At 47.4% G+C, this 25570-nt stretch carries 19 protein-coding genes and 1 pseudogene; 9 read left to right on the forward strand and 11 right to left on the reverse strand.

Going from position 1 to position 25570, the window contains the following annotated elements; all coding sequences use genetic code 11:
- The 4 genes from FJW00_RS14795 to FJW00_RS14810 all read right to left on the reverse strand — a co-directional run.
- The coding region (locus FJW00_RS14795) for an FUSC family protein (protein ID WP_258317042.1) at window positions 1-1418 on the reverse strand (1418 nt) is incomplete at its 3' end.
- 14 nt (window positions 1419-1432) lie between these two features.
- Window positions 1433-1957, reverse strand: a complete 525-nt coding sequence (locus FJW00_RS14800; RefSeq protein WP_140924649.1) for an FUSC family protein — start codon at window positions 1955-1957, stop codon at window positions 1433-1435.
- The gene (locus FJW00_RS14805) at window positions 1954-2829 is read right to left on the reverse strand and encodes an efflux RND transporter periplasmic adaptor subunit (RefSeq protein WP_219994851.1); all 876 of its coding nucleotides are present in this window, start codon (window positions 2827-2829) and stop codon (window positions 1954-1956) included. The genes FJW00_RS14800 and FJW00_RS14805 overlap by 4 nt, the downstream gene beginning before the upstream one ends.
- Before the next feature lie 6 nt (window positions 2830-2835).
- Window positions 2836-3036 carry a DUF1656 domain-containing protein gene (locus FJW00_RS14810; RefSeq protein WP_140924651.1) on the reverse strand — a complete coding sequence of 67 codons (201 nt, stop codon included), beginning with the start codon at window positions 3034-3036 and terminating at the stop codon, window positions 2836-2838.
- Between the two features lie 273 nt (window positions 3037-3309).
- Here FJW00_RS14810 and FJW00_RS14815 point away from each other — a divergent pair, with 273 nt between their 5' ends.
- On the forward strand, window positions 3310-4068 hold the full coding sequence (locus FJW00_RS14815; RefSeq protein ID WP_258317043.1) for an IclR family transcriptional regulator: 759 nt from the start codon (window positions 3310-3312) through the stop codon (window positions 4066-4068).
- A gap of 807 nt (window positions 4069-4875) precedes the next feature.
- Here FJW00_RS14815 and FJW00_RS14820 read toward each other — a convergent pair.
- Both FJW00_RS14820 and rhaT read right to left on the reverse strand, forming a co-directional pair.
- Window positions 4876-6399: a carbohydrate porin gene (locus FJW00_RS14820; protein WP_219994853.1), complete on the reverse strand. Its 1524-nt coding sequence runs from the start codon at window positions 6397-6399 to the stop codon at window positions 4876-4878.
- A gap of 698 nt (window positions 6400-7097) precedes the next feature.
- Window positions 7098-8132 (reverse strand): annotated as a pseudogene (gene rhaT, locus FJW00_RS14825) (L-rhamnose/proton symporter RhaT).
- Window positions 8133-8648: 516 nt separating this feature from the next.
- Here rhaT and aldA point away from each other — a divergent pair.
- Entirely contained in the window at window positions 8649-10082 is a 1434-nt protein-coding gene (gene aldA, locus FJW00_RS14830) for an aldehyde dehydrogenase (protein WP_140924657.1), read from the forward strand.
- A gap of 161 nt (window positions 10083-10243) precedes the next feature.
- Here the strand turns inward: aldA and FJW00_RS14835 are convergent, their stop codons facing one another.
- Window positions 10244-10657, reverse strand: a complete 414-nt coding sequence (locus FJW00_RS14835) for a MarR family winged helix-turn-helix transcriptional regulator (RefSeq protein ID WP_140924659.1) — start codon at window positions 10655-10657, stop codon at window positions 10244-10246.
- Between the two features lie 167 nt (window positions 10658-10824).
- Here FJW00_RS14835 and FJW00_RS14840 point away from each other — a divergent pair, with 167 nt between their 5' ends.
- The 3 genes from FJW00_RS14840 to FJW00_RS22595 are packed head-to-tail and all read left to right on the forward strand — an operon-like array spanning window position 10825 to window position 13094.
- A complete protein-coding gene (locus tag FJW00_RS14840) occupies window positions 10825-11409 on the forward strand; it encodes a non-oxidative hydroxyarylic acid decarboxylases subunit B (RefSeq protein WP_140924661.1) in 585 nt (194 codons plus the stop codon).
- 10 nt (window positions 11410-11419) lie between these two features.
- Window positions 11420-12847 carry a non-oxidative hydroxyarylic acid decarboxylases subunit C gene (locus FJW00_RS14845; protein WP_140924663.1) on the forward strand — a complete coding sequence of 476 codons (1428 nt, stop codon included), beginning with the start codon at window positions 11420-11422 and terminating at the stop codon, window positions 12845-12847.
- A 10-nt stretch (window positions 12848-12857) separates the two neighbouring features.
- A complete protein-coding gene (locus tag FJW00_RS22595; protein WP_140924665.1) occupies window positions 12858-13094 on the forward strand; it encodes a non-oxidative hydroxyarylic acid decarboxylases subunit D in 237 nt (78 codons plus the stop codon).
- A 67-nt stretch (window positions 13095-13161) separates the two neighbouring features.
- On the opposite strand, the gene iaaH is transcribed toward FJW00_RS22595, so the two are convergent.
- The 4 genes from iaaH to FJW00_RS14870 form a co-directional block, all read right to left on the reverse strand.
- Window positions 13162-14649, reverse strand: a complete 1488-nt coding sequence (gene iaaH / locus FJW00_RS14855; RefSeq protein ID WP_219994852.1) for an indoleacetamide hydrolase — start codon at window positions 14647-14649, stop codon at window positions 13162-13164.
- A gap of 78 nt (window positions 14650-14727) precedes the next feature.
- Window positions 14728-15435 (reverse strand): helix-turn-helix domain-containing protein, encoded by a 708-nt coding sequence (locus FJW00_RS14860; protein WP_140924667.1) that lies wholly within the window; start codon window positions 15433-15435, stop codon window positions 14728-14730.
- Between the two features lie 127 nt (window positions 15436-15562).
- Window positions 15563-17026 (reverse strand): aldehyde dehydrogenase family protein, encoded by a 1464-nt coding sequence (locus FJW00_RS14865; RefSeq protein WP_140924669.1) that lies wholly within the window; start codon window positions 17024-17026, stop codon window positions 15563-15565.
- Window positions 17027-17097: 71 nt separating this feature from the next.
- Window positions 17098-18441: an aspartate aminotransferase family protein gene (locus tag FJW00_RS14870; protein WP_140924671.1), complete on the reverse strand. Its 1344-nt coding sequence runs from the start codon at window positions 18439-18441 to the stop codon at window positions 17098-17100.
- A gap of 655 nt (window positions 18442-19096) precedes the next feature.
- On the opposite strand from FJW00_RS14870, the gene FJW00_RS14875 reads away from it, so the two are divergent.
- The 4 genes from FJW00_RS14875 (at window position 19097) to FJW00_RS14890 (ending at window position 25497) form a co-directional block, all read left to right on the forward strand.
- Window positions 19097-19873 (forward strand): MBL fold metallo-hydrolase, encoded by a 777-nt coding sequence (locus tag FJW00_RS14875; RefSeq protein WP_140924673.1) that lies wholly within the window; start codon window positions 19097-19099, stop codon window positions 19871-19873.
- Window positions 19874-19918: 45 nt separating this feature from the next.
- Complete coding sequence (locus tag FJW00_RS14880) at window positions 19919-20881, forward strand: GlxA family transcriptional regulator (RefSeq protein ID WP_140924675.1); 963 nt, start codon at window positions 19919-19921, stop codon at window positions 20879-20881.
- A gap of 122 nt (window positions 20882-21003) precedes the next feature.
- The gene (locus FJW00_RS14885) at window positions 21004-24342 is read left to right on the forward strand and encodes a glycosyl hydrolase (protein ID WP_140924677.1); all 3339 of its coding nucleotides are present in this window, start codon (window positions 21004-21006) and stop codon (window positions 24340-24342) included.
- A 261-nt stretch (window positions 24343-24603) separates the two neighbouring features.
- A complete protein-coding gene (locus FJW00_RS14890) occupies window positions 24604-25497 on the forward strand; it encodes a LysR family transcriptional regulator (protein WP_140924679.1) in 894 nt (297 codons plus the stop codon).
- Window positions 25498-25570: the final 73 nt, after the last annotated feature.

Raw genomic sequence — 25570 nt, forward strand, 5'->3', positions numbered from 1 at the left:
TTTTGATTTACATCAGTTTTTTTTGCAGCGCCATTTTTCGATAGCAGATAATTAACCACTTCACTTCTAACTAAAAGATACTCACTTGTGTCTTTCTTTTCTCCTGAAGTTAGATCAAGATACTTTTCCTGCCATTTCTTCCACAAACACTGGATGTTCTCTTGCTCGTCTTTTATAAGACTGGAAATTTTATACATCAGCGTTATATTTTTAAGCGCCCGGATGCCAGCGAAATGAGCCTGACTGTGCTTTGCCGTAAATAACTTTATTATCATACCGCCGGTTTTATATAGTAAATCACTTTGCGATTTTGACTTTGATAAATGATTCAGCATTTCTTTGCGAAAGCTGCACTGCAGCCTGCGATGTGTCAAACGATTGTCAGGTGTACGAAGCGTACTGAATACGGCATAGAGAATGCCAAGACCACAAATCAACGCCAGGCCGGTTGTAACTGTGGCATCGGCCGAAAATGCCATGCTGTTTCCGGGCTGTGTAATAATAGAAAAGGGTAAACAGAATCCGATCCCATAAGGTGCCGTTGGCGGCCAGGATACGGCCATCAGGCCAATATATAGTGGTGCGCCCATGACTAATAGCAGTATCTCAAAGGATCCGCTTCCGGCAGATAAAAGGGAAAGCGCTACGACTGCAGAAACGGGTATTGAAATGAACGCGCCAATAGCAAGTTTGCTTACTACCGCCTCCGGTACGGGAGAATGGGCAAAAGCGATTGAAAAGAATGGAGGCAATACCATCATCATGACCACAGCAGGTGGCGAGCCAGAGCCTATCCATAACCAGCTACAGGCTGCAAAAACCAGCATTGTACGCAGGGCCATGAGTCCGGAAACAAGAGCATCCTGGTAAGGTGGGATACGACGTGCTTTAAGTCTTATAATGCGCTGATGCTTTATTGAGTCAGCCATGTCGAGCACCCGAACCGTACGTGACACTATATTACACAGCATTTTGAAAACCATTACTTCTGCAGGATGCGATGCCGTTTTGCTCAGCTTGTAATGCACCAGCGTCTTTCTTAACCTGTTCAATTCAACAGTACGCTCTCTGTAGCTCTGTACCTTTCCGAGCGTACCGTAAATCTGTCGGACCTCATCGACACAGGCAAGCAGTTGACCGCTGATTTCTGGTCTGACTGAATTTATCTCATACCCCAGCGCTTGTACCGTTGAACCGATTAGCATGCTTTCGTTACTGATAAAGTAACAGGCGCAGGCCCTTCCCGCCCCCTGTGGGCCGTCAAACGAAGAAGCTCGCGCATCATGATTTAACTGGGATATTGCGGCAAGCATCGCGCCGGCGCTTTTATTATGCTGATTGTTCGATGGGTCGCCTGACAGTTCAGAATGAACTGTAGCGAGCAGTCCTTTTACAACCTTTTCAGCATGTACATGCAACAGGTCTCTTAGCCTTAGCGGTAGAAAAAGAACGCTGATAAATGCCGCGCAGAACCTCCGACCATCGCCTCACTCAGACGGGCCTTTGCAACGTTAAAGATTTGTAGTGAGCTGACAGTCGAGGCGTCGGACATCACCAGAAGCACTATTAGCACTGCAGTTACGGCAGTGAGACCATAAAAATAGTGGTAATTAACGTGCTGAACTCTTGCAGATAAGAACGAAGATATGCCAAGCCATGTGGTAAGCAGAGCCACGGCAATTTCAGGATATTCGCTGAAGTTGCCCAGTATGAGTACAGCTAACACGGCGCCGAACAGAGATCCGGCGACCAGATACAGCCCTTTCTCTATAACAAGACCGCCTTCAGGTCTAGCCTGGAGGAGCATTGAGGCAACTACCGCCCAAAAAGGCCGATCGAGTTCGAGATGCATGGCAATAAAAAGTGCTAAAGACATGGATATTACGCCTTTGAGCGCAAATATAACCGTGCGCTTGTTTGGCATTAGAAAATGACTCAGAACAGGATTCACCGTCATTTGCTTCTCTCGTTGTCAATGATTTCAACTGAAACGGTCATACCCGCGCTCAAAATAATACCCTTAGGTACATGATTCAGTCTGATATCTACTGGAATACGCTGCGCCAGCCTTACCCAGTTGAATGACTGCTGTGTATCGGGAAGCAGTTGATTGTCAGCTTTATTATTATTGTTAGCGATCCCGCGGGCGATACTCGTTACCGTACCGGTCAGCGGTACGCCACCGCGCATAAGGTGAATTAGCGCTGAATTACCGGCTTTTACACCGGGCAGTTTTGTTTCTTCAAAATAACCTGTGACATACATTGAATTCGCGCGAATTAAGGAAAGCACTGATTTACCCTGACTGACATAATTTCCTTCCCTCAGGTCGAGATTCATCACGACACCATCAGCCGGCGCCCTGATAACAGTTCTGTGAAGGTCAATCAGCGCTTTTTCATAGTTACTATTCGCCAGATCGTAATCCGCTTTTGCCAAACGGGTATTAGTACTGTAAGTGCTCAGATCTTCTTTACTGATAACTGAGCTTTTTATCAGATTTTGTCTGCGTGCCAGTTGCTCTTTTGCGTGCTCCCATGCGTAATAAGTTTTATCCAACTTAGCGTGAGACTCATTTACAGCGTTCTTAAAACGGACATCATCAATAGTGAAAAGCGTTTGCCCTTTTTTAACTTCTTCATTATCACGAAAGTTAACATGTGTTATCCAGCCGGATACATCTGGTGCTACGGTAATGACTTCTGCTCTGATGCGACCATCACGCGTCCATGGCTCATAAAGATAATGTTTCCACAACCATATACCGCAGCATACTGCAGCTAAGACAAAGCAGGCCGTTATAATCATGCGTGTTGCAGAACTGAACATACTGTCTTAGCTCCTAATAAAAAAAGCCGATGCGGCCATGTAGATTAAAAAGATAGATAAATCAAACCACGACCCTGCCCACACCTTTTGTCGCAAATGAATGACTGAAAGCAGCTTTATGGTAGCGATTGTTCCGGTTAAAGCCATAACCGCAAAAAGCGTGACAGGACTGAAGTAAAAACCGGCAAAGCTGTACTCATGGAACATTTTAATCTCCGTCAAAATGACTTATTCCGCTCCCCTAGAGGCAAAAACCCCTGTGAATCAGTGGGTCAAGAAATGTATCACCGCTATGCGATACATGATTAAAAACTGGAGCCTTTAATTAACCATAATGCGGTACATCAAACCGCATAACGGGTCATTAAAGAATGTTAATGCCGTATTGATAGTTTTTCAATGCTAAAAAACTCTGATGATTGCACTGCCTGGTGATTAGTTGTACCGTTAAGCAGTCAACTTATTGAGCGGAGATAAATTGTGACGGACAAAAAAGGAAATGATAAAAGCAGTGGTGTGCAGGTCATCACGCGTGCTGCAAATATTCTCAATATTCTTGGCGCAGAATCTGACGGGCTGAGTCTGGGTAAAATCGCCACCGCTGCAAATCTTCCCCGCTCAACGGTGCAGCGACTGGTGGGAGCGCTGGAATCTGTAGATTTATTGCAAAACGGTGAGGCGGGATTAACCTTGGGCCCGGCATTTCTTCGCCTGGTATCAAGCGTTCATACGGATGTCGTGACGGCTATGCGTCCGGGTCTCGAGGCGCTTGCAGAGCTGACGGGAGAAACGGTTGCGTTGACTCGTCCATCGGGAAAAAATCTGACAGTGCTGCACTGTGCTGTTGCTGCAGGAGAGCTTCAGGTTACACCCCGACTAGGTTTCGCCCGCCCACTTTACAGTACCTCTGCCGGACGAGCTTTGCTTGCATTACAAAGTGACGAAGAGGTTCGCCGTCTTTTTTCCGATGAGTTTCGCCCGCCACACGATTTTTCAATACAAACCATTTCAGGGCTCATTGAGGTGCTGAATACGATTAGGCAGGATGGCATTTCTTACGATCATGGTGAGATGATTGAAGGTGTTAAAACTATGGCCATTGGCATGAATACCCGTATAGGACATCTTTCAGTATCGATGCTTTTACCTTTTGGACGCTTTGAAAAAAAACATGAGTTTTGCAGAGAAAGTCTAAATGAATTCCGAAAAAAAATCACCCGTGAAATTGGGGTATGGTAAAACCGATGAGCAGATATAATTATTAATCGACCACAGCGCAATAATTATCATAACAACATCAGATGATATGTACTGGTGATAGTCAGGGAATACCAGAGATCGAAGTCTACAATTTCTGTATTCAACAGCAAGTCTTACATCAACCCTCCGCTTTTATACATGGGGGCTGACTAACTCATCATATCTCTTGAGGTTAAAAATGCAGAGTTGATTCCGTTGAATTCTTATCTGCTCGGCATCATTTAGTGAGTTTACGACCACACTCTGCTGCAGTGTGAAGCTGCGCGCCTTCTCGAACTCAACTTCCGGCAGGTTTGCCTACATGGAATTAGTATAAGACTGGCTTTCGGGACGCTTTCAGAACGGCATAACATTCTAATTTCCGTTTAGGGAGCAAGAAAACTGATGATAATTTCCAGCCTCTAAATTCCTCTTCGACATCGCACTCCCGGAAGGAAAACATACATACGAAAAGATATTAAAAATTCAGCACGCTAAGCAATAAATTACAAACCATATTATATCTAACCAGCCTAAATAAACACAACATAAATTTTAAATTCTTATGCGTAATAAAATAAAAATCACCCATAGAGAAAGCAAATAGGCGAAGAACGATGTCAGGTCAGCTAATGCTTTTTATACCCAAATGTAAACAGCAAAGTTTATTTGTGAGTTAAAAAATAAAGCCTGCTTTAAAAAATATAAATCCATAATCTCATTACAGGCCCATAAATATGAAGAACGCGACGCAAGGTAACTATCAACAAACTAGCCTCAAATAAATTATTAAAATAATATGTATTTCTAGAACCATATTTCTGTTTGTATACCCAAGTTCCACGTACCACCGGATGTAAATCCTACGCTGCCAAAATCGTCATTTTGAGCATAATCATCAAGCTCATGAGACCAGTTCATGTAAGTTGCAAAAAAACGAATTTCCGGACGTGCCTTAATGTCGAACACATCTCCAAGTTTAAATGTGGGAGCAAAGGTAAGTTTATAAAAATTTCCCGCTACTGACTGGTATTCGCTTATGCTTTCACCATTATTATATGTACGGCCATTGGGGTTCAAATTCATATATTGCCAGGAAGCTTCATAGAGTAATGCGAAGTTACGAGAAATTGCTTGAGAAGCTCTCAAGTTAAACGTTACCCAGTCATAACGATCACCATTGCGATACCGGTCCTCGCTGTGCTGTGCAATAACAGACGGAGCGAGGTGCCAGGTGTCATTCAACGGTAATATACCATATGAAGCAAATCTGATAGTTCTGGCATCTTCCGTTAGATCACCATCCCCGCCGGGTTGCCTTGCCTCCGCGCCAAGTCCACTGCCAAACTGCAGGGCTGTTTCTGAAAGGCCTTTACTCATAGAATAAAAGCTTTCTTTATCATGATAGGCCAGCATTGTATAGATCCCATTATCCGCTGTATTGTCACTACGCAGTGCATAACTCCCTGTAGTTGATGAATTATTTTTAAGATCGTCATTACCCTGAGCTTGCATGCCTGTCAGCATCCATTGCCATCCATTCCAGAAGTTGTTAGCAGTCAGCATAACGTTTTGTATGTCGTTATCATTATAGCGGTCACTACCTAAATCACCAAAGTTCCGCCCATATACTGAAAAATTGCTTTTAAAACCTTTCATCCATTCTACATCATTTATTCCCGCTCCAGTTCCGGCCAAAAAGACAATATCGCTGTCGGTGAAATGAATATCAAAATTATCTCTGTCGAATCGCTTACCTGCCCAGAGAGTTGAATTTTTCAAAGGCCCCGTGAAATCAGAAAGATTTCTCATTTCTACGTACATTTGAGGAATATTTATATGATGACTGTCATTATCCTGAACCCAGGCTTCTGGATCGTTGGCACCATCGGCCAGCATCAATTTAAAAAAAGCACTTGAACCATCATTGAAATCAAGTGTTTTATTAAAATAAAGTTCAGCATAGTTGTCTTTTTCATTTCCGAGCCTTCCAATGTGCGCATCATTTCCTATAGAGCTTGCGGGTGATACTCCCGGCCCCCCTCGCCCCCCATTACCTTTACTGTTTAGAAACATCCCTGAACGGGCATAGGCTGTAAATTCAAAGCCATTATCTTTTTCAGCTTTCTCTATTACCGGGCTTTCTGTTTTTTGCTGAGATAATGAGCGATCGTTATTTTCTTTCCCGCTCATTTTTTCAAGTAATGCTAATTTCTGTTCCGCGACAACCGCTCTTTTCTCAGCCATTTCTGCTTGGGCCTCAAGTTGGGTTGCAGTAATTTTTGCCTCGTGCGCCTCACTCTCAGCTTTAATTAGCCTGCCTTCCAGCATTGACAGTCTTTGCTCCACTGTGAAATGTTGGGCTGCTACTCCCGGTGTAGAATAAAATAAAGCAGTGATCAGAACTATCCCCGCATGCCTTTTAAATCCTTTTAATAGAAACGTCTTTTTTGTATTAACAGAAAATCTACTGTCAGCAGTAACAATCTGGTTATTATCAACCTCGTAAACTGGCTGGCGTATAGAGTTTTCATTAATTAGAATAATTAAATGAAGACACGGATTTTTACAAAACATCTCTCTCTCCTGCTAAATGTTTTGGAGATGTTAGCAATTAGCGTCCAAAATTAACTTTTTTATTATGGCCAAAAATTACAATTTCGTGTCAAAAAAATAAAGAAAAACACTTATGACATCACGCTTTAGAACTTTAAAGACCATAAGACAAATGCAACGACAATCTGCCAATCTTAAAATAATATTGCGCAATCTTATATGCCTGAATTTTCATGTGAATTTGCAAAACCCTAACAAAAACCAAATTAATACCACATTAATAAAAATATTTTCATGAGAAACCTGATAGTTATTTATTTTGAAATAATAAGTAGCCTTTGCAGGTCCTGGTTATTTTTCAGTGTTTAACTTTGAAAAAAAGGCGCTAACTCACAGCGCCATTTGTAAGCAATCCCAATCCGGATCGATATTATCCATAATAACAGAATAACTGTTTTCTGAACATATCAGCGTCAGGCGGCCATACCGAGTCCAACGATATTCGCAGCAATAATAATTACTAGACAGCCCAGTGACAGCACGCTTATGGGACGTCTTCCCACTGATTTCCACTCTTTCATCATAAGCCCTACCAGACCGCCACACAGTACATACAGGCTCATATGCAGCATCCAGCTCACAAAGTCATACTGATGAGGTATGCGGGCGTGCCCCCATGCATAGAAAAAGAATTGCAGATACCACATGGTGCCTCCCAGCAGGGCAAAAGCAATATTTGCTATAAGCAGGGGGCTTGCAATAGCAAAGTCTTTACGTATGGACAGCTCAGATTTAAATGCCAGACGGATAAAACAGTAGGCAAGATTAACAAGCGCTCCCCCACCCATGATCACTACGTAGCTGGGAAGCCCGACATACAGAGGATCAATACCTAAAGCCGCTGCGGCTTCATGCATAGGTTTTGCCGCATCCATGGCAAAAGACATGCCGGCTGAAAAGATGCCACAAATAACGGCCAGCAGAAGCCCTTTCTTTAGGTTGAACTCTTCAGCATTAATCCCAAGCGCGCGCTCTTTCAGCAAGCCGGCGCGCGTGACGATCCCAACGCCTATTAACGCAACAAATACACCAAGAAGTGTCATGCGACCACCGGACGAGCTAAAAAGCTCAACGAAACGCCCCTGTAACAGCGGCGTCATTAAGGTTCCCACAACAAGCGTTATACCAATGGCGATGCCAATACCCATTGACATACCCAGATAACGCATGGTCAAGCCATAGTTGATGTTGCCTATCCCCCACATTGCCCCAAATAAAAATACCGGTATTAACTGTGATAAATCAAAACTTTTGTAATAAACCCAAAAGTCAGGCAGGAGAATTGCGCTTACTGTCTAGGGTAGTATTATCCAGGACATCACACCGCCGACAGACCACATCGTTTCCCACGACCATTTCTTAACCTGTTTAAGTGGAGCATAAAAACATGCGGCACTGGCGGCACCCACGAGATGCCATAAAATGCCTGCAACGATAGCGCTGTTCATTTTTTTCCCTTCTGAGATGAATACTTAACTTAAAAACGGACACTTTTTTTGCTTCAGGAAAGTCTAAGGTGCGCAGCTTTTTAGCAACCTTTGAATGAATGCCGGAGTGACTAACAGGCTGGCAAAATCATTGGGGAATCGTATACAGGGATCACAAATATCTATCAGAGATGAAAAACCGGAAAAAAGTAGCGAGTTGAATAGGATTACTAAGTAAAAGGATACTGGAAAGGGCTTTGACGCCACTGCTTCTGCTTCTGCTTCTGCTTGGATAGAAATTTAGACTAAATATCATCAACCCCCCTGGTTTCGTCTGCCTCTTTAGTACGCCTTAATAGCTCTGTATGGTCGTAACTGATAAGGGTTGCTTCAATTTTCTTCTCCGTATAATCAACCTTAGCGCCATCTTTGCCATACATGGCTCTGCATTGGCACTGAGAATAAGGCAAACGCCGAACGAATGCTTCACCCTGTATTTACAGAGTGTTAACGAAAACGAACATGGAGTTCCTGTAAATGGTAATGCAGCATCAAAACTATATTAACGGCCGTTTTGTAGATCACTCCGGTGATCGATGGATTGATGTCATTAACCCATCGACTGAGGTTTTACTTTCACAGGTACCTCAGGGAACCAGAGAAGATGCAAGGCAGGCGATTGAGGCTGCAGAAACAGCTCAGGATGGCTGGGAAGCGTTGCCTGCAGTAGAACGAGGAAGATGGCTGAGAAAAATTGCTGCTGCAATTCGTCAGCGCGAACCTGAAATCACTGCCACTATCGTTTCTGAAGGCGGAAAAACTCAGGCGCTGGCTAAAACTGAAGTCCTTTTTACAGCAGACTATCTGGAATACACGGCCGAATGGGCGCGTCGTTACGAAGGCGAAATAATAAACAGTGACCGCTCAAATGAAAATATTTTTGTCTTTAAAAAAGCTATCGGCGTTACTACAGGTATTCTCCCCTGGAATTTCCCGTTTTTCCTTATTGCACGGAAGGCCGCTCCGGCATTGATAACTGGTAATACTATCGTCATCAAGCCCAGTGAAGTTACCCCTAATAATGCCGCTGCTTTCGCACAGATTATCCATGACGTCGGCCTACCCGAAGGCGTTATAAATTTTGTGTACGGTTTTGGTGCTGAGGTCGGACAGGAACTGGCTGCGAATCCTAAAGTCGGTCTTGTCAGCCTCACCGGTAGCCTGAATGCGGGCATTGCAACCATGCAGGCTGCAGCCAAAAATGTTACTAAAGTTTCACTGGAGCTGGGAGGAAAAGCTCCCGTTATTGTAATGGATGACGCTGAGCTGGAACTGACGGTGAAAGCTATTGTCAGTTCACGCGTCATTAATACAGGACAAGTATGCAACTGTGCTGAGCGTGTGTATGTACACGAGAAAATTTATAACCGATTTATGTCTGCACTGATTGAAGAAATGGGCCGCGTTACTACAGGTAACCCTGCAGAAAAACCAAACGTGGATATGGGACCGCTGGTTAATGCCGCAGCGCTTAACAGCGTTGAAAACAAGGTGGCTAAAGCCGTTTCGCAGGGCGCAAGAGTTGTTCTGGGAGGACGGCGTGCCGGTAAACAGGGCTTTTTCTTTGAACCTACAATCCTGGTGGATGTCCGTCAGGATATGGACATTATGCGCGAAGAGATCTTCGGGCCTGTGCTGCCGGTTATGACGTTCACCAGTCTGGATGAAGCGATAAAACTGGCCAATGAATGTGAATTCGGTCTTACGTCATCGATTTATACGCAAAATCTGAACACAGCAATGATAGCATTGCGTAAGCTCAAATTTGGCGAAACCTATATTAATCGTGAACATTTTGAGGCGATGCAGGGTTTCCATGCTGGCTGGCGTAAATCTGGTATCGGAGGTGCCGACGGGCGTCACGGGCTGGAAGAATACTTGCAGACGCACGTGGCGTATCTGCAGTTCTGATAACGTTTGAAAGAGGTAACAAGCTACCTAATTGAATTACTCGGAACTTTCTGAGGATGCTCAGGATGGCATCCTCAATTTATACCCGTTTCTTATATCCTCCAATCTTATATCCTCCAATAAGTTTTCACAGGACCTGACGTCCTGCAAGGATGCTGACGTTACTCAGGCAGCATCTTTTTAAGCAGTTCTATCAGTTGCTGCTGTTGAGGGTTGCTCAGATGTTTCATAAAGTAAGCATCAACGGACTCCGCAGCTTTACGAGCCGATTCAAGGGATATAACTCCTGCCGGGGTAAGATAAATGTGCCGCCGGCGTTTGTCTGTAATCCCTGTCGTCCGGTTAAGTAGCCCTTTTTTCTCCATCCTGACCAGTAATTCAGCAAGCGTGGCTTTGGTCATTAAAGCCTCCGACATCAACTCAACTTGCTCTATGCCTGGCTTATCTGAAACAGCACAGAGCACAGAGTATTGCTGTTTAGTAATGCCATTCAGTTGCTTCTGCCACTGCGAAGTGTGTTCCTGCAATAACTGACGCATCAAGTGAAAAGGTACGTTTTCAAGATGGTTGCCCATAATTTCGGCCCGTTGATAAATATGGGCTGAAGCATACCTGATTTACCCGCAACTGAATAATTTGCGTCCAAAAAGTTCTTGTACGAACTAATTTTCTCGCTTTACTTGCTCACTGCAGATAAAGCCACTACTTTAATAATGTTCGCATACGAACAAGTGGAGGTAGCTTGCGGCTTATTATTGGTTTTACCGGCGCTACGGGCGCGCCCATTGCGGTTGCGCTACTGAACGCGCTGAAGTTATGTCCGGATATTGAAACACACCTGATCATTTCCCGGTGGGCTAAAACGACCATTGAAATGGAAACATCATTAACTTCCCGGGAGGTGGCTTCTCTGGCGGATGTTGTTTACAGTCCGGCCGATCAGTCATCACCCATTTCTTCTGGCTCGTTTTTAACGGCAGGCATGATCATCATTCCCTGCAGTATGAAAACACTGGCTGGTATCAGATCCGGATATGCAGAGGGTCTGCTTGGTCGTGCGGCTGATGTTGTACTCAAAGAGGGCCGGAAACTGGTGCTTGTGCCCAGGGAAACCCCTTTTAACACCATTCACCTTGAAAATATGCTGGCGTTGTCGCGTATGGGTGTTGCACTGGTACCACCCATGCCTGCCTTTTATAACCTCCCGGAAACAATTGACGACATCATCACTCACGTGGTTTGCCGCGTTCTCGATCAATTTGGTCTTCATCATCCGGATGCTAAGCGCTGGCAAGGTCTTACTAACGCATCTGAAACGTTTGAATAAGGAAATTAATATGCCTTTTGACGATCTACGCAACTACCTCAATGCTCTGTATGAGCACGGCCAGCTGCTGGAAATTGAGGAAGAAGTCAACGCCGAGCCAGATATAGCTGCAGCTGCAAACGCAACGGGCCGCATTGGAGAAGGCGCGCCAGCAATAGCTTTTAAACGGGTCAGAGGATTTGAGCATGCTCACATCGTCATGAACACAATTGGTTCCTGGCAAAATCACGCCATCGCCCTGGGGCTGCCCCCCGGCACGCCGGTTAAACAACAAATTGAAGAATTTATACGCCGCTGGGAGAAGTTTCCGGTACAGCCGGAGCGGCGAAATGACCCTGGCTGGGCCGAAAACACGGTTGATGGTAACGATATAGATCTGTTCAGCATCCTGCCACTCTTCAGACTCAATGATGGTGATGGCGGCTTTTATCTCGATAAAGCCTGCGTGGTTTCTCGCGACCCACTTGATCCGGACCATTTCGGGAAACAAAACGTGGGCATTTACAGAATGGAGGTGAAAGGTAAGCGCAAACTGGGTCTGCAACCGGTCCCTATGCATGATATTGCGTTGCATTTACACAAAGCAGAGGAGCGTGGGGAAGATTTACCTGTGGCTATTACGCTTGGTAATGACCCTGTTATAACGCTGATGGGCGCCACGCCGCTTAAATATGATCAGTCAGAATATGAAATGGCCGGAGCGCTGAGAGAAAGCCCGTATCCGATATCAACAGCGCCGCTTACCGGTTTTGACGTCCCTTGGGGATCAGAAGTTATACTTGAGGGCGTGATCGAAAGCCGCAAGCGTGAAATAGAAGGGCCGTTTGGTGAGTTCACCGGGCACTACTCAGGCGGACGTAATATGACGGTAGTTCGCGTAGATAAAATTTCATACCGTTCACGCCCAATTTTCGAATCGCTATATCTCGGTATGCCCTGGACTGAAATCGATTATCTGATGGGACCGGCGACCTGCGTACCGCTTTACCAGCAGTTAAAAGCAGAATTCCCCGAAGTTCAGGCGGTCAATGCCATGTACACCCACGGCCTTCTTGCCATCATCTCTACGAAAAAACGTTATGGCGGGTTCGCACGCGCCGTCGGTCTCAGAGCGATGACAACCCCTCATGGCCTGGGCTATGTTAAAATAGTGATTATGGTCGATGAAGATGTGGACCCGTTTGATCTTCCTCAGGTTATGTGGGCATTATCTTCTAAAGTTAATCCAGCCGGCGACCTTGTTCAGCTGCCCAATATGTCTGTACTTGAACTTGACCCCGGCTCCAGCCCAGCCGGTATTACAGACAAGCTGATTATTGATGCCACCACGCCCGTTTCTCCTGATATTCGCGGTCATTACAGTCAGCCCGTTAAGGATTTACCGGAAACGGCTGAGTGGATTAATAAATTGACAGCCAAATTGGTAAACCGTAAATAAGGAAAACCAGATGCTTTGTCCCCGTTGTACAGACCCTAATATTTCCATCATGGCCGTATCTCCGGTCAAAAATGTGTGGACCGTTTTTCAGTGTCAGCTGTGCCTTTATACCTGGCGCGATACGGAGCCGGTGCGCCGTACAGAGCGAGAGCATTATCCCGAAGCATTCAGAATGTCCCGGGAGAATATAACTAACGCGCCGGAAGTCCCATCTGTTCCGCCTTTATTAAGCGAAAAAAATAAATGACGTTCCCAGCCTCAGACCTTTATCAGGTTTTATAAGGCCGGCTGGTTTCACTGAACTTTATCTCGGCTTAATCGTTAATGATCTTTTCAAGGGAGGCCGAGATAGCAAGGAGTTTCGCGTCGTTCTCTGGCAAGGCGTCGATCTCCAGGCCTACTGGCATCCCGGATTTTTTCCCTTTCCCGACAGGAATGCTGATCCCCGGTAATCGAATAAGGCTCCCCGGATCCGTATTATGTATCAGCCGCGAGAACATTTCCGGAGAGCTGACACCCTTCACAGCTAAAGGTGCAACGATCGGTGACGTCGGAAATATCATTGCATCGAGCCGGTTATCTTTAAACGCTTTTTGATAAATATGCAGGAGATGCGGGATCCCTTTATCCAGCGCATTTTGGTACAAAGTTCGGACAGGCACCAATTTTCCGTCAGGGCCGCGAACAATGCCCGGCACAATACCGGTTTCAAAGATTGCTTTCACATCCGGACTGGCAATACTCGCAACCAGAGCACGGAAGGAAACCCCTGTATCGCGGGTTTGCAGATAACCGATCAGTTCGCGCTTTCCCTCATACATAACGACTGGAAACGAAACCGCTTCAGCTGTTTTTTGCAGACCAGGCATGCTGACCTTCACAATCTGGACCCCCGCTGCTTTGAGTCTGTTCAGCGCCTCATGAGCCTGCAGGGAGACATCCTCATCAAGTCCCTGCCAGAAGTAATCTGCGATCCCGAGACGTATCTGCCCTGCCGGGATCGCGGGAAGTAGCTTTTCCCCCGTGATGACTGAATCCAGCAGGGCCACATCGCTGACCTTATGCGCCATCGGCCCGGGTGTGTCGCGCGTTGATGAAATTGGAACGATACCTGAAGGAGGATAACGCCCCGTTGTTGGACGGAAGCCAACGCAGCCATTCAGGGCACAGGGCTGGCGGACCGATGCCCCGGTATCCGTTCCTATCGCAGCGGAAACCATATTCGCGGCAACTGCCACGGCACTTCCGGAAGATGAGCCTCCCGCGACACGACTGGAGTCATAGGCATTCCGCACGCCCGTTATACCCGGTACATGATAAGCTGCGTTATAGCCTGTGGCGCCATATGCAAGTTCATGCATGTTTGTTTTACCAATAATAATGGCGCCTGCATTTATAACTTTCTGAACAACCGGCGCGGTCTCGTCGGGTATAAAGTGTCTCAGTGCTGGCGTTCCTGCAGTGGTGGGTAAGCCGGCCACTTCAATATTATCTTTTACAGCGATCGGTACACCGCCCAGAGGCAGGCAGCGTCCTCCTTTTTTCAGGTACAAATCCCACTTTCTGGCCTGACTGAGGGCGTTATCTCCCTCAACAGTGATAAAAGCATTCAGGTTAGGATGGCTGGCTATCTTACCCAGGGAATAACTGATCACCTGTTCGCTGGTGATTTTACGCTCGCATATCAGCTTTGCGAGATCAGCTGCGGTAGCGTTACCCATATTGATATCGCGATCTCCGGCATTAGCGATGGCTGGCAGACCAATGATACCTGCCAGCATTACTGCATAAAACGGCTTCATCTTTATTCTCCGTTATTGTGATAAAGCTGATTTAGTCAGAGCTCTCGATGTGAAACCATCCTCAGGATTGAGGAGAGATCAGTTTCTTATAGATGCGCTTAATTCAGTCCGGTTCATGCAGTTTAGCTTAGACAATGCCTGGTTCAGATGGCTCCTTACGGTTGTGAAGCCTATACCAAGCTGTCGTGCAATTTCCTTATCTGTCAGCCCTCGGGAAGCCAGTTGAGCAACCTCTCTTTCACGTACGGTCAGACACTGTATTGCCGCAGACTTTACCCCCAGTGCGCGGATAAAGTAAGGTTCAAGCACCATCAGGATCTGCTTTTCCCGGTTACCAAATTCAGGCTCCCCTTTTGCTCTCCAGATCCTCAGGTCTCTGACGTCAACCCCTTCGCTGACGTAATAGACATTAATGCCGTGATGCAGACCATTCGGGCGGAGAAACTGATGATAGAAGTCCGATTTTTCAAGAGATCTGCGATCCATGACCTCAGCAGTAAGCGTCGGCCGCTGTCTCTGACGTAAAAGCGGCGTCAGGGGATCAATATTCTGCCATGTTGTTTCGTGCATCTTCATAGCGGTTTCAGGAATGTTCCATGCAATCCCATCAGTTGAGCGTTTGCAGGCCTCGCTCCAGACATAGGATGCTGCGAAATCGGCTCCCAACAGTTCTGATAGTTTTCTGAGAAGCTCAACGAATTCACTTCTGGATATTCCGGCCGGGCCAAGAGACCAGATAATTTCTGATAACCCGGCCAGATCTGAACGCGTAAAAATTTTATCCATTATTTATGAGACCCTCCGTCAGCCATAACGCAATAAGCGTGCCAGGAAGAGGCTCCGGGTGCCTGCGCATTGCGAAGGGAATGCATGCGCTAAAGCCTGGATGAGATTTAGCGCACTTCGAAACAAATCAGAAAGGATAGTGTCGCGCTTCACGCTGTACCGTAATCCATTGTTCCCGGGTAAACTCATGAATGATCCAGTCGCTGTTGAAACGGCCAATACCACTGTTTTTTTCACCGCCAAACATGTTGTCAGGATCATCATTCGGCGTAATGTCGTTGATATGGGTCATCCCGGCATGTATACCGCTTGCAAATTTCAGCCCGCGGGCTTCATCACGCGTAAATACGGCGCTTGAAAGCCCAAATTCAGTCTCATTAGCCAGCCTGAGCGCATGGTCTTCATCTTCAGCCCTGATGATTGAGGCGACAGGCGCGAACTGTTCTGTCTGGGCCAGGCACGAGTCATTCGGCACATCTGCGAAAATGTGAGGGGGGATCAGACGCCCACTGGCTTCTCCTTCAAGCAGGACACGGTGGCCATGCTGGCGAGCCGCCTGAATACGGGACAGCGCTGCGTCAGCCTGGCGCTGGTTAATAAGCGGACCAATAACCGTGTCCGGATCAGCGGGATTGCCACATTTCAGCTTGCTGACACGCTCAACAAATGCGCCGGTAAATTCATCATATATTGTTTTGTCTACAATGATGCGATTTGTACTCATGCAGATTTGCCCCTGGTGCAAAAATCTTCCGACCGTGGCACCCGTCACGGCCAGCCCTATATCCGCATCATCCAGTACCACGCAAGGCGCATTTCCACCCAGTTCAAGTCCGACACGTTTTATATGTTTGCCGCTGACAGCCAGGCTGCCTATATGTCGCCCCACACGCGTAGAGCCGGTAAAGGAAATAAACGATGGTACCGGATGGAGAATAAAAGGATCGCCAATATCAGCCACTTTACCTACCACGATATTCAGTAGCCCAGGCGGCAATCCCGCCTCTTCATAAATGCTTGCGAGCAGAAGTCCGCCAGTTACAGGCGTGTCATCAGCAGGTTTAACCACGACAGCGTTGCCCAGAGCGAGAGCGGGTGCAACCGATCTGTTTGTCAGATGCATCGGCCAGTTCCACGGGCTTATAACACCTATCACCCCAACCGGAGAACGATAAACGCGGCTTTCCTTACCGGGGATGCTGACAGGTTTGATAAGCCCATGCACACGTGAGGGTAAAAATGCAGCGGTAAACGTACCTTCTCTTACAGCACTGAATTCAAGCTCAGCTTTGGTTCGAGTGCTCCCGCTCTCCGCTATAAGCCACTCAACGATTTCGTCATGGCGGTTATCCATAATCTCTACGGCTTTAAGTAAGATTTTAGCACGCGTTCGGGCCGGGCACTGCGCCCATGATTTCTGAGCATTTTCAGCTGCAGCATAGGCAATATCCAGGTCGGAATGGTCTGCAAGAGTTATCTCAGATAAAAGCTCAAGGTTCCATGGGTTTCTGTTTTTAAGGACTGCGTTTTTAGAGCCATTACACCATTTTCCTGCTATAAACTGACGCTGGAAAAATTCGTTGCTACCCATAAATCACCTTTCTCTGTAAGTTTTTTAACAAAAAAAGCCGCTGTTGCGGCTTTTCAGAAAACTGTTTTTTATTAAGCACTGTAGATACAGCGAATAATATCTTTTGTGGCGTCAATATAACCGGAAATATCGTCATCGGTCATAGGAAGTGTCAGGCCAATCTGTCCACGATGGACCGGAAAGTATCCACGCGTCGCCATTTCAAGGGCATAAATTTTCATGCTTTTATCATCAATTTTATGCCAGTAATCACGATGCGTTGTAATTTGCTGGTTTGTTTCCTTTGTAAAGGCATAACCAAGTACAGAGAATGAACCAAAGACAGTAAAGGGATAACCCTCTTTCAGGGCCCAGCTGTTGAGCTCGCTTTTAATGCGTCTGGCCATTGAATTCAGCCGGTCATAAGCGCCATGATCCATCGCTTCCAGACAGGCACTGCCTGCGGCAGCCGCCAGCGGATGACCATGATGCGTCCCGGATACCATTACCTGATTCGTTTCCAGCACATCAAAAATTTTACCGGAGCCGCCCACCGCGCCAATTGGCAATCCGCCCCCGATCATTTTTCCCAGAACTGTCAGGTCAGGTTTAGTGTCATACAGGCTCTGAAGACCGCCGTAAGCTGCCCGTAAGGTAACGGTTTCATCAAAAATCAGCACAATGTCGAGTTCACGCGCCAGGGTGCCGAGTTTATGAACGAAGCTTTTTTCCAGTTCAACGATCCCACCGGCACAAGACTGTAATTCCATAATGATGCAAGCCAGGTCAGATGCATGCGCGCGAATGATTTTCTCGCAAGCGACGAAATTATTTTGTACTAATGTCACCACATGGTCGGTCTTGAACGCGGGGATACCATCTGAATCAGGTAAAGATTTCGGATTACTGGCCGGGCCAGGAAAACTGTCCGGATTAGGATGAGCAGAAATAGCCAGGTCGTCTGAAAATCCATGATAGCCGCCTTCAAATTTAGCAATTTTTTTCCTTCCGGTGTAACCCCGCGCTATTCTTACCGCTGCCAGACAGGCTTCACTCGCTGAGCAGAAAAATTTGATTTTTTCAACCGAATCGATTCGATGGCAAAGTTCTTTAGCCAGGTCCAGCTCGTGATAAGTAGGATTACCGAAAGAGAAACCATCCGGGATCACTTCATTAATTTTTTTTAAAATGAGAGGGTGATTATGACCTATTACGTTAGTGGAAAAATTATTGTTCAGATCCAGTAACTTTTTCCCTTCAATGGTATGAATGTACTGTCCTTCGCCGCTCTTGACGAAAACAGCATGGGGTCCATATCCAAAAGTTCTTCTGCTAAACCCACCCGGGATATAATCATTACCCCTGCTTGTTTCATCCTTTGAAAGGTGAAAGGTTTCTGAAAAGTTTTGAAGTGATTGTTCGTAAGTTAGTCTCATAATTTTCCAAAAAATAAATCAGATTTAGTCGCTATCCATCGGGATGTTAAAATACTGGCTGTCCTTAACGGAAGATAATTTCGTTAGCTATCATATTTACATCGTGAAAGCAGGAAGCATTACAGATATGATTATCAAACGTGAAAATTTACCTTAGTCCTTTTTAATGCCTTGCCGTAAGATAATCAATACAGATAAAGTATTAAGCAATCTGATATACACATAACCTTTTTTCAGCTGATTTTCTATGTAGGCATGAAGAATCCTTTGAGTTATAGGGATTTTTATTTGAAGAAGCTTCATTGTATCTGATAATAAAAATTACCCCCCATCAAAAAAACCGATCTAAAGCCAGTTTTTGATATTTTGAGTTGCTTTACGCACTCAATTTCATGTATCAATTTTTTTACAAATAATTCTGTCAGGTTGCCGTTCCTGCTTACAGTACATGCACGCTTTGATTATCGGTTAGCGACGTAGCCGTTAACGTTTGCCCCAAAATATTGGCCCAATAACATCGATAGTTGACCATATGCCATCTCGTCACTGTTTATGAAAACTCTATAATTACTACAAAATGCACTGGCTCTTTTAGTCATCAGTAAGCGCAAGAGCAATGTTAAATTTTAGTAAGCATAATGTTACGGAGACAATGATGAAACTGACGCAGATTCGAAACGCCACCATCAAACTTGAATACGGCGGTTCACGTTTTCTGATTGACCCAATGCTGTCGGATGAAGGTGTATGGGACGGTTTTCCGGATACCCCTCGTTCAGAACTACGGAATCCGCTGGTTTCTTTACCTTTTGCCATAGCTGATATTGTTGATACAGATATAGTGATCGTCACTCATACCCATATTGACCACTGGGATGAAGCCGCAGTTAAGCACATCAGCAAGCATCAGCTCATTTACACCCAAGACCAGAAAGATGCGGAGCTGCTGCGCTCACAGGCATTTTCAAATGTTTCAGTGCTGGATGACAAAACCGAATTGTCCGGGGTCACGATATACAAAACGGACGGCCAACATGGCAGCGATGAGGCGTACTCCATACCCCAAGTGGCTGAATTTTTAGGCGATGCGTGTGGGCTTGTTTTTACGCATCCAGATGAAAAAACACTCTACCTCGCCGGTGACACCATCTGGGTTCAGCCTGTGATCGACAGCCTGGAACACTATCGCCCTGATGTCGTAGTGCTGAATGCAGGTTATGCGCATATTAACGGTCTGGGCGCCATCATTATGGGTAAAGAAGATTTTGTGCGAGCTCATGCGCTGCTGCCGGAAGCGACTCTGGTGGCCTCTCATATGGAAGCCGTGAATCACTGCATTCTCAGCCGCGAGGAGCTAAAAGATTATGTTTCAGAGCAGAGGATCGGTGATTTTGTGATCGTCCCCGACGATGGCGAGTCTGTGCATTTCTGAATCACCTGACTTCTCTTACTTTACGTGCGTAACTCAGGAGAACTGATGCCAGCACTGTCTGTCGCCGTTATTGCAACTGAAGGATTCAGTCCTTTCCATTTTTCTATCCCCTGTACTGTATTTGGTAAGGTTTATCCGGATCCTTCGCTGTTTGAGCTGACTATCTGTGCCGCGCATACCGGAGCCGTGCAGTCCGATTTGGGGTTGTCAATTCAGGTTGCAAATGGGCTTGAAGTTCTGGAAGCGGCTGATATCGTGATAGTTCCTTTCTGGAATCACCCCGAGACGCGTCCGCCGCAGGTTCTTCTTGATAGCCTGAGAAAAGCCCATTCAGGCGGTGCAGAAATTGTTGGCCTGTGCCTGGGCACCTATGTCCTGGCTTATGCCGGGCTCCTGAACAGCAGAAGAGCATCGACTCACTGGGAATTTGAAAAAGACTTTTCCGAACGCTTTCCGGATGTTCGTCTCGATACAAATGCGCTTTACGTGGACGATGACAGGCTCATTACTTCGGCAGGTACAGCTGCTGCCCTGGACTGCTGCCTTTACCTTGTCCGGCAGCATTATGGCAGTACCGTCGCTAACAAGCTTGCCCGCAGGCTGGTTGTTCCTCCGCACCGTGAAGGGGGACAGGCTCAGTTCATAGACCGTCCTCTTCCTCAGAGTACGCAGGACGGCAAAATTAATGAGCTGATTAACTATCTGCGCAGAAATATTAGTAAGCCTCACAGCCTGGACTCGCTGGCCAGCTTCACCAATATGAGCAGGCGAACGTTCACCCGTCATTTTCATAAGGCTACGGGGATCCCAGTCAGTGAGTGGCTGGATAACGAACGGCTTCACCGCTGTCAGGAGCTTCTCGAAAACACCAGTCATTCCATTGAACAGATTGCCCAGCTTGCTGGCTTCGGTTCCACTGTGACGCTTCGCCAGAGTTTTAAGGCACGCTTCGGTGTCAGCCCCAGTGACTGGCGTAAAACATTTAACGTCCGTAAGGATCTTCTCTGAAAAAGGCATGACGTGCTCCTCGGCCTGCTCTGGCAGTTAGGGAGCGCCTGTAATCGCGTCCTGTCTGTCACACTGAATCCGGACATCCAGGAAACATTAACTTTTAATTCAGGAGTTTGTTGATGCACCCCATTAAACCTGTAACGTTGGCAGTTCTGGCTGCTCTTTCCCTGACAGGCATGAGTCAGGCGGCAGAAGAAGATCCTCTCTGGCAATCGTTCCAGTCTCCACCTCAGGAATCTCGTCCGCGGGTGTGGTGGCACTGGATGAATGGCAATATCAGTAAAGACGGGATCGGAAAGGATCTGGAATGGATGAAACGTGTCGGGATCGGCGGGGCGCATTCATTTGATATTAATATCAGCACGCCCCAGGTGGTCAGTAAGCGTCTGGTCTATATGACTCCAGAATGGCAGGATGCATTTCGCTTTGCGGCGCATAAGGCCCGGGATCTTGATCTGGAACTGGCAATGGCTTCGTCTCCCGGGTGGAGTGAAACAGGTGGCCCCTGGGTGACGCCTGAAGATGCCATGAAAAAAGTGGTTTGGAGCGAAACGGAACTTCAGCCCGGCCGCGGCATTGATGGTAAACTTCCGGCCCCCCCCGGCGGCAATGGCGTGTATCAGAACCTTGGTGTGGAACCCGGCCTGAGCGCATTAACCGGGGAAGCTCCGCCGGTACTGCCCTCGCTGTATAAAGATATCGCCGTCTATGCTTATAAAATAAAACCCGCTGAAAAACCAGCCAGGCCCGACGTACAGATCAATGGTACAGCGGTGCAGCCCGACGCATCGGGTTATCCTTTCAAAGATGTCCACAGTGATAAAAGTACGAATGCAGTTACGGTGGATTATCACGCGCCTGCAACGTTCAGCAGTCTGACCGTCTTTATTGAAAATCTGCTGGAAGAGGACGGTGCCGATTATAACGCCACTGTAGAAGCCAGCAGTGATGGCACAGCCTGGAAAAGTATTGCCGAAACCAGACTCGCCAATATTCCCGCTACCGTCAGTTTTTCGCCGGTAACAGCACGCTACTTTCGCCTGACTGTTCACGCAAAACCCGCCCCACGAACATTCGTCAGCGAACCCAGAGACGTGGCTGTCACCGGTCTTTCCAGTATGATGGGGCAAGAGGAAAATATCCCCCATATTGCACAGCTTGAGTTCAGCGCTGAATCCAGGGTTAACCGTTTTCAGGAAAAAGCAGGCTTTGCCATTGCAGGCGATTATTACGCTCTGGACCGCTATACCGATGCTTCCGAATCCGGACTGGGTAAAGACGAGATTATCAACCTGACCTCCAGGCTACAGGCGGATGGTACTCTGAAATGGACTCCACCTTCTGAAGGTCACTGGCGTATTTTGCGAATGGGGTATGCCCTGACAGGGACAACCAATCACCCTGCGCCTTCAGAGGCCACCGGCTTTGAGGTAGACAAATATGACGGACAGGCGGTAAGCCGATACCTGACCCACTATCTGCAAATGTACAAAAAAACCGTGGGTTCTGAGGATCTCAAAAAAGCAGGCCTGAGTGCCTTTGTCAATGACAGCATTGAGGTTGGAACCTCTAACTGGACTCCGCGTCTCATTGAGCAGTTTAAAAAGTTACGGGGATACGATCCGACTCCATGGTTGCCCGCCCTGACGGGGGTCATCATTATCAGTCGTGAAAAAACGGATGCCTTTTTATACGACTTCCGCAAGACGCTGTCTGACTTAATTGAGACTCAGCATTACGAAACGATTGCGCAAATCGCCCAGGCTGCAGGCCTGACGACCTATGGAGAGTCACTTGAGTTCGGACGTCCGGTGCTGGGTGACGACCTGGATATGCGTCGCTATGCCAGTATTCCTATGGCCGCTATCTGGTCAGTTCCTGCGGGTAAAGAACCTACACCGAGTGCGCAGGCTGATATACGCGGAGCAGCATCTGTCGCCCACTTTTACGGAAAAAAATATGCGGCGTCAGAGACCTTTACTTCTCTGCTTGAGCCTTGGGCGTATTCGCCGTCCGACCTTAAGCACACCGCTGATGATGCTTTCCTGCAGGGGATGAACCGGCCTGTTATTCATACCTCACCGCACGTTCCTGTCGATGATAAAGTGCCGGGGGTATCACTGTCGGTATTTGGACAGTATTTCAACCGCAATGAAACATGGGCAGAAATGGCTCGTCCCTGGATCGACTATCTGGCACGAACCGCCATGCTGTTGCAAAAAGGGCAGTTCAGCGCAGACGTTGCTTACTTCTACGGAGAAGAATCTGGTGCTGTAACCCAGGCCCTGAACGGGTATATGAAAGATGTGCCCGAGCATTATGCTTATGATTTTGTCAGCGCAGACTCGGTGCGCAGTAAACTCAGCGTGAAGGATGGGCAGCTGATCTCTCCGGCTGGCGCCAGCTATCGCGTTTTGTATTTGAACAGCTACACCCGGTATATGACTCTGGGTGTGCTTAAGCGCATCGCCGGGCTCGTTAAGGAAGGGGCAACCGTTGTTGGACTGAAGCCTGTGCGTTCGCCATCCCTGGCCGACGATCCTGATGAATTTTCCCGTTTAACGGGGCTGTTATGGAAAAACAAAACCGAAACCGCATACGGCGACGGTAAGGTCGTGAACTCCGGTAATATTGAAGAGTCAATGCGGTTACTCAACATCACCCCGGCCTTTATCTACTCAGCCGGTAAACCAAGCGAAATTGGCTTCGTTCATCGTCGGCTGAGCGATGGAGATATTTACTATGTGGTAAACCAGAAACCCGAGGCGACCGAGGTTGAAGCGCGCTTCCGCAGTCAGGGTAAAAAACCTGAAATCTGGCATCCGAAAACAGCCAGTGCCACTCCGGTATCTTATCGCCATGAGGGTGATCAAACGGTGATCCCGCTGCATCTTGACCCAGGCGAAAGCTACTTCGTAATGTTCCGTAAAAATACCGATCGCACAGCGGAAAAGATTGACCCGGTAACGGTTAGTAAACTGATCGATGTGGAGGGGGCATGGGATGTGTCATTCCAGCAGCACAGAGGGGCACCCGACAAGCTGACCATGCAGGAACTGAAGCCGCTTGACAGCTTCAGCGAAGCAGGAGTGAAGTATTTTTCGGGTGTGGCTACGTATACCAAGACCTTTGACGTGAAGTCTCCTGTCCGTAAGGGGGGGAAATACGTGCTGGATTTGGGTCAGGTAGGTGACCTGGCTCAGGTCACTCTCAACGGTAAGGATGTCGGTACGCTCTGGCACGCACCTTTCAAAGCAGATGTGTCTGCCGCACTGAAGGAGGGCAAGAATCAGCTGGAAATCCGCGTGGCAAACCTGTGGGTCAACCGCCTGATTGGCGATGCTCAGCCAGATGTCAAAGAAAAAATCACTTATACAACTGTACCAACATACCGGGCTGACGCTGAGTTGCGTCCTTCAGGCCTGATCGGTCCGGTCACCGTCAGTCGTTACAGATAATCCATAAGCCCCGTGCCAGCGGGGCTGCTCTTAAAGCCCCCCGCACTTAGCCGGTTAAAGCTGACGGATGGAGAATAGACTAATCCAGCCAGACGCCCTGCTATGGTGCGCTGCATCCTTTCAGGGCAAATTACCGCACCGCAGCCTGCCAGAATTCTCTCTTAAGTGTGAGGATTATCTCAATTGTACAGGCACAAGTCCTGTGAATGCTCTGGTATATCTATTGCATGTCTGGAACAGCATTTTACCGGGAGCAACAAAATGGATACGAGACAACTGCGTATGGCAGTTACGCTGTCTGAAATTCTTCACTTCGGAAAAACGGCTGAACTGGAAAATATTGCCCAGTCCGGCCTGAGCGTGCAGATAGCCAAACTTGAGAATGAGCTGGGATTTAAAATCTTCCATCGCGGCAGCAACCGGGTCTGTCTCACTAACGCTGGCGAGAAATTTATTGCCCATGCGAGCGCCTGGCTTGAATCGATAGGAGAAATCACAGAGGAGTGCCGCGCCCTTTCGAAAAAGGCTGTCAGGACGCTTCGCGTGGGATTCTTTAACGACGGGGCGCACGAAAAGGTATACCCCATTATCTCATTGTTTCAGCAGGCAAATCCGGATATTCGCCTGACCTTTACAGAGCTGACGATGACGAATCAGGTTCAGTCGTTGCTTACAGATAAAGTAGACGTGGCGCTGATCCGCCTTCCGGTGAGTGATGAACGTCTGGCTTTCGATTATGTCTGTGAGGAACCCCGGGTGGCTGCCGTTCCTGCATTTCATGATCTGGCTGATGCATCGCGGCTGAGCTGCGGGGATTTGTATGAGCAGCCATTTGCGATCGCCGGAAGCGGTGCCCCTCAGGAATGGATGCCCTACTGGAGCCTGCGCGCAGACACCTCATCAATGCCCAAAATAGGCGCAGAAGTATACTCTATCAATGAAAGTCTTGCTGCCGTGGCCTACAGCGGAGCGTTTGATACTTATCCGCTTTCCGCTTCACGCCTTTATAATCAGCCGGGGGTCCGGTTTATCCCCCTTACTGATGCGCCCGGCAGTATTCTGGCTCTGGCTTCCGTCCAGGGGAATGTCTCACCGGAAGTGATGGCCATGAGACATACCGTTCAGTCCTGTCAGAAGTTTTCGGTAAGGCAGTAAAACATTTGCCTCTTTCCTGTCGGCTTTTTACAGCGGGAAGAGGCAAATCAGAGCCCTTTCATTTATACCGGAT

It is taken from the genome of Pantoea anthophila, from assembly GCF_006494375.1.
GTDB classification, from domain to species: Bacteria; Pseudomonadota; Gammaproteobacteria; order Enterobacterales; family Enterobacteriaceae; genus Pantoea; species Pantoea anthophila.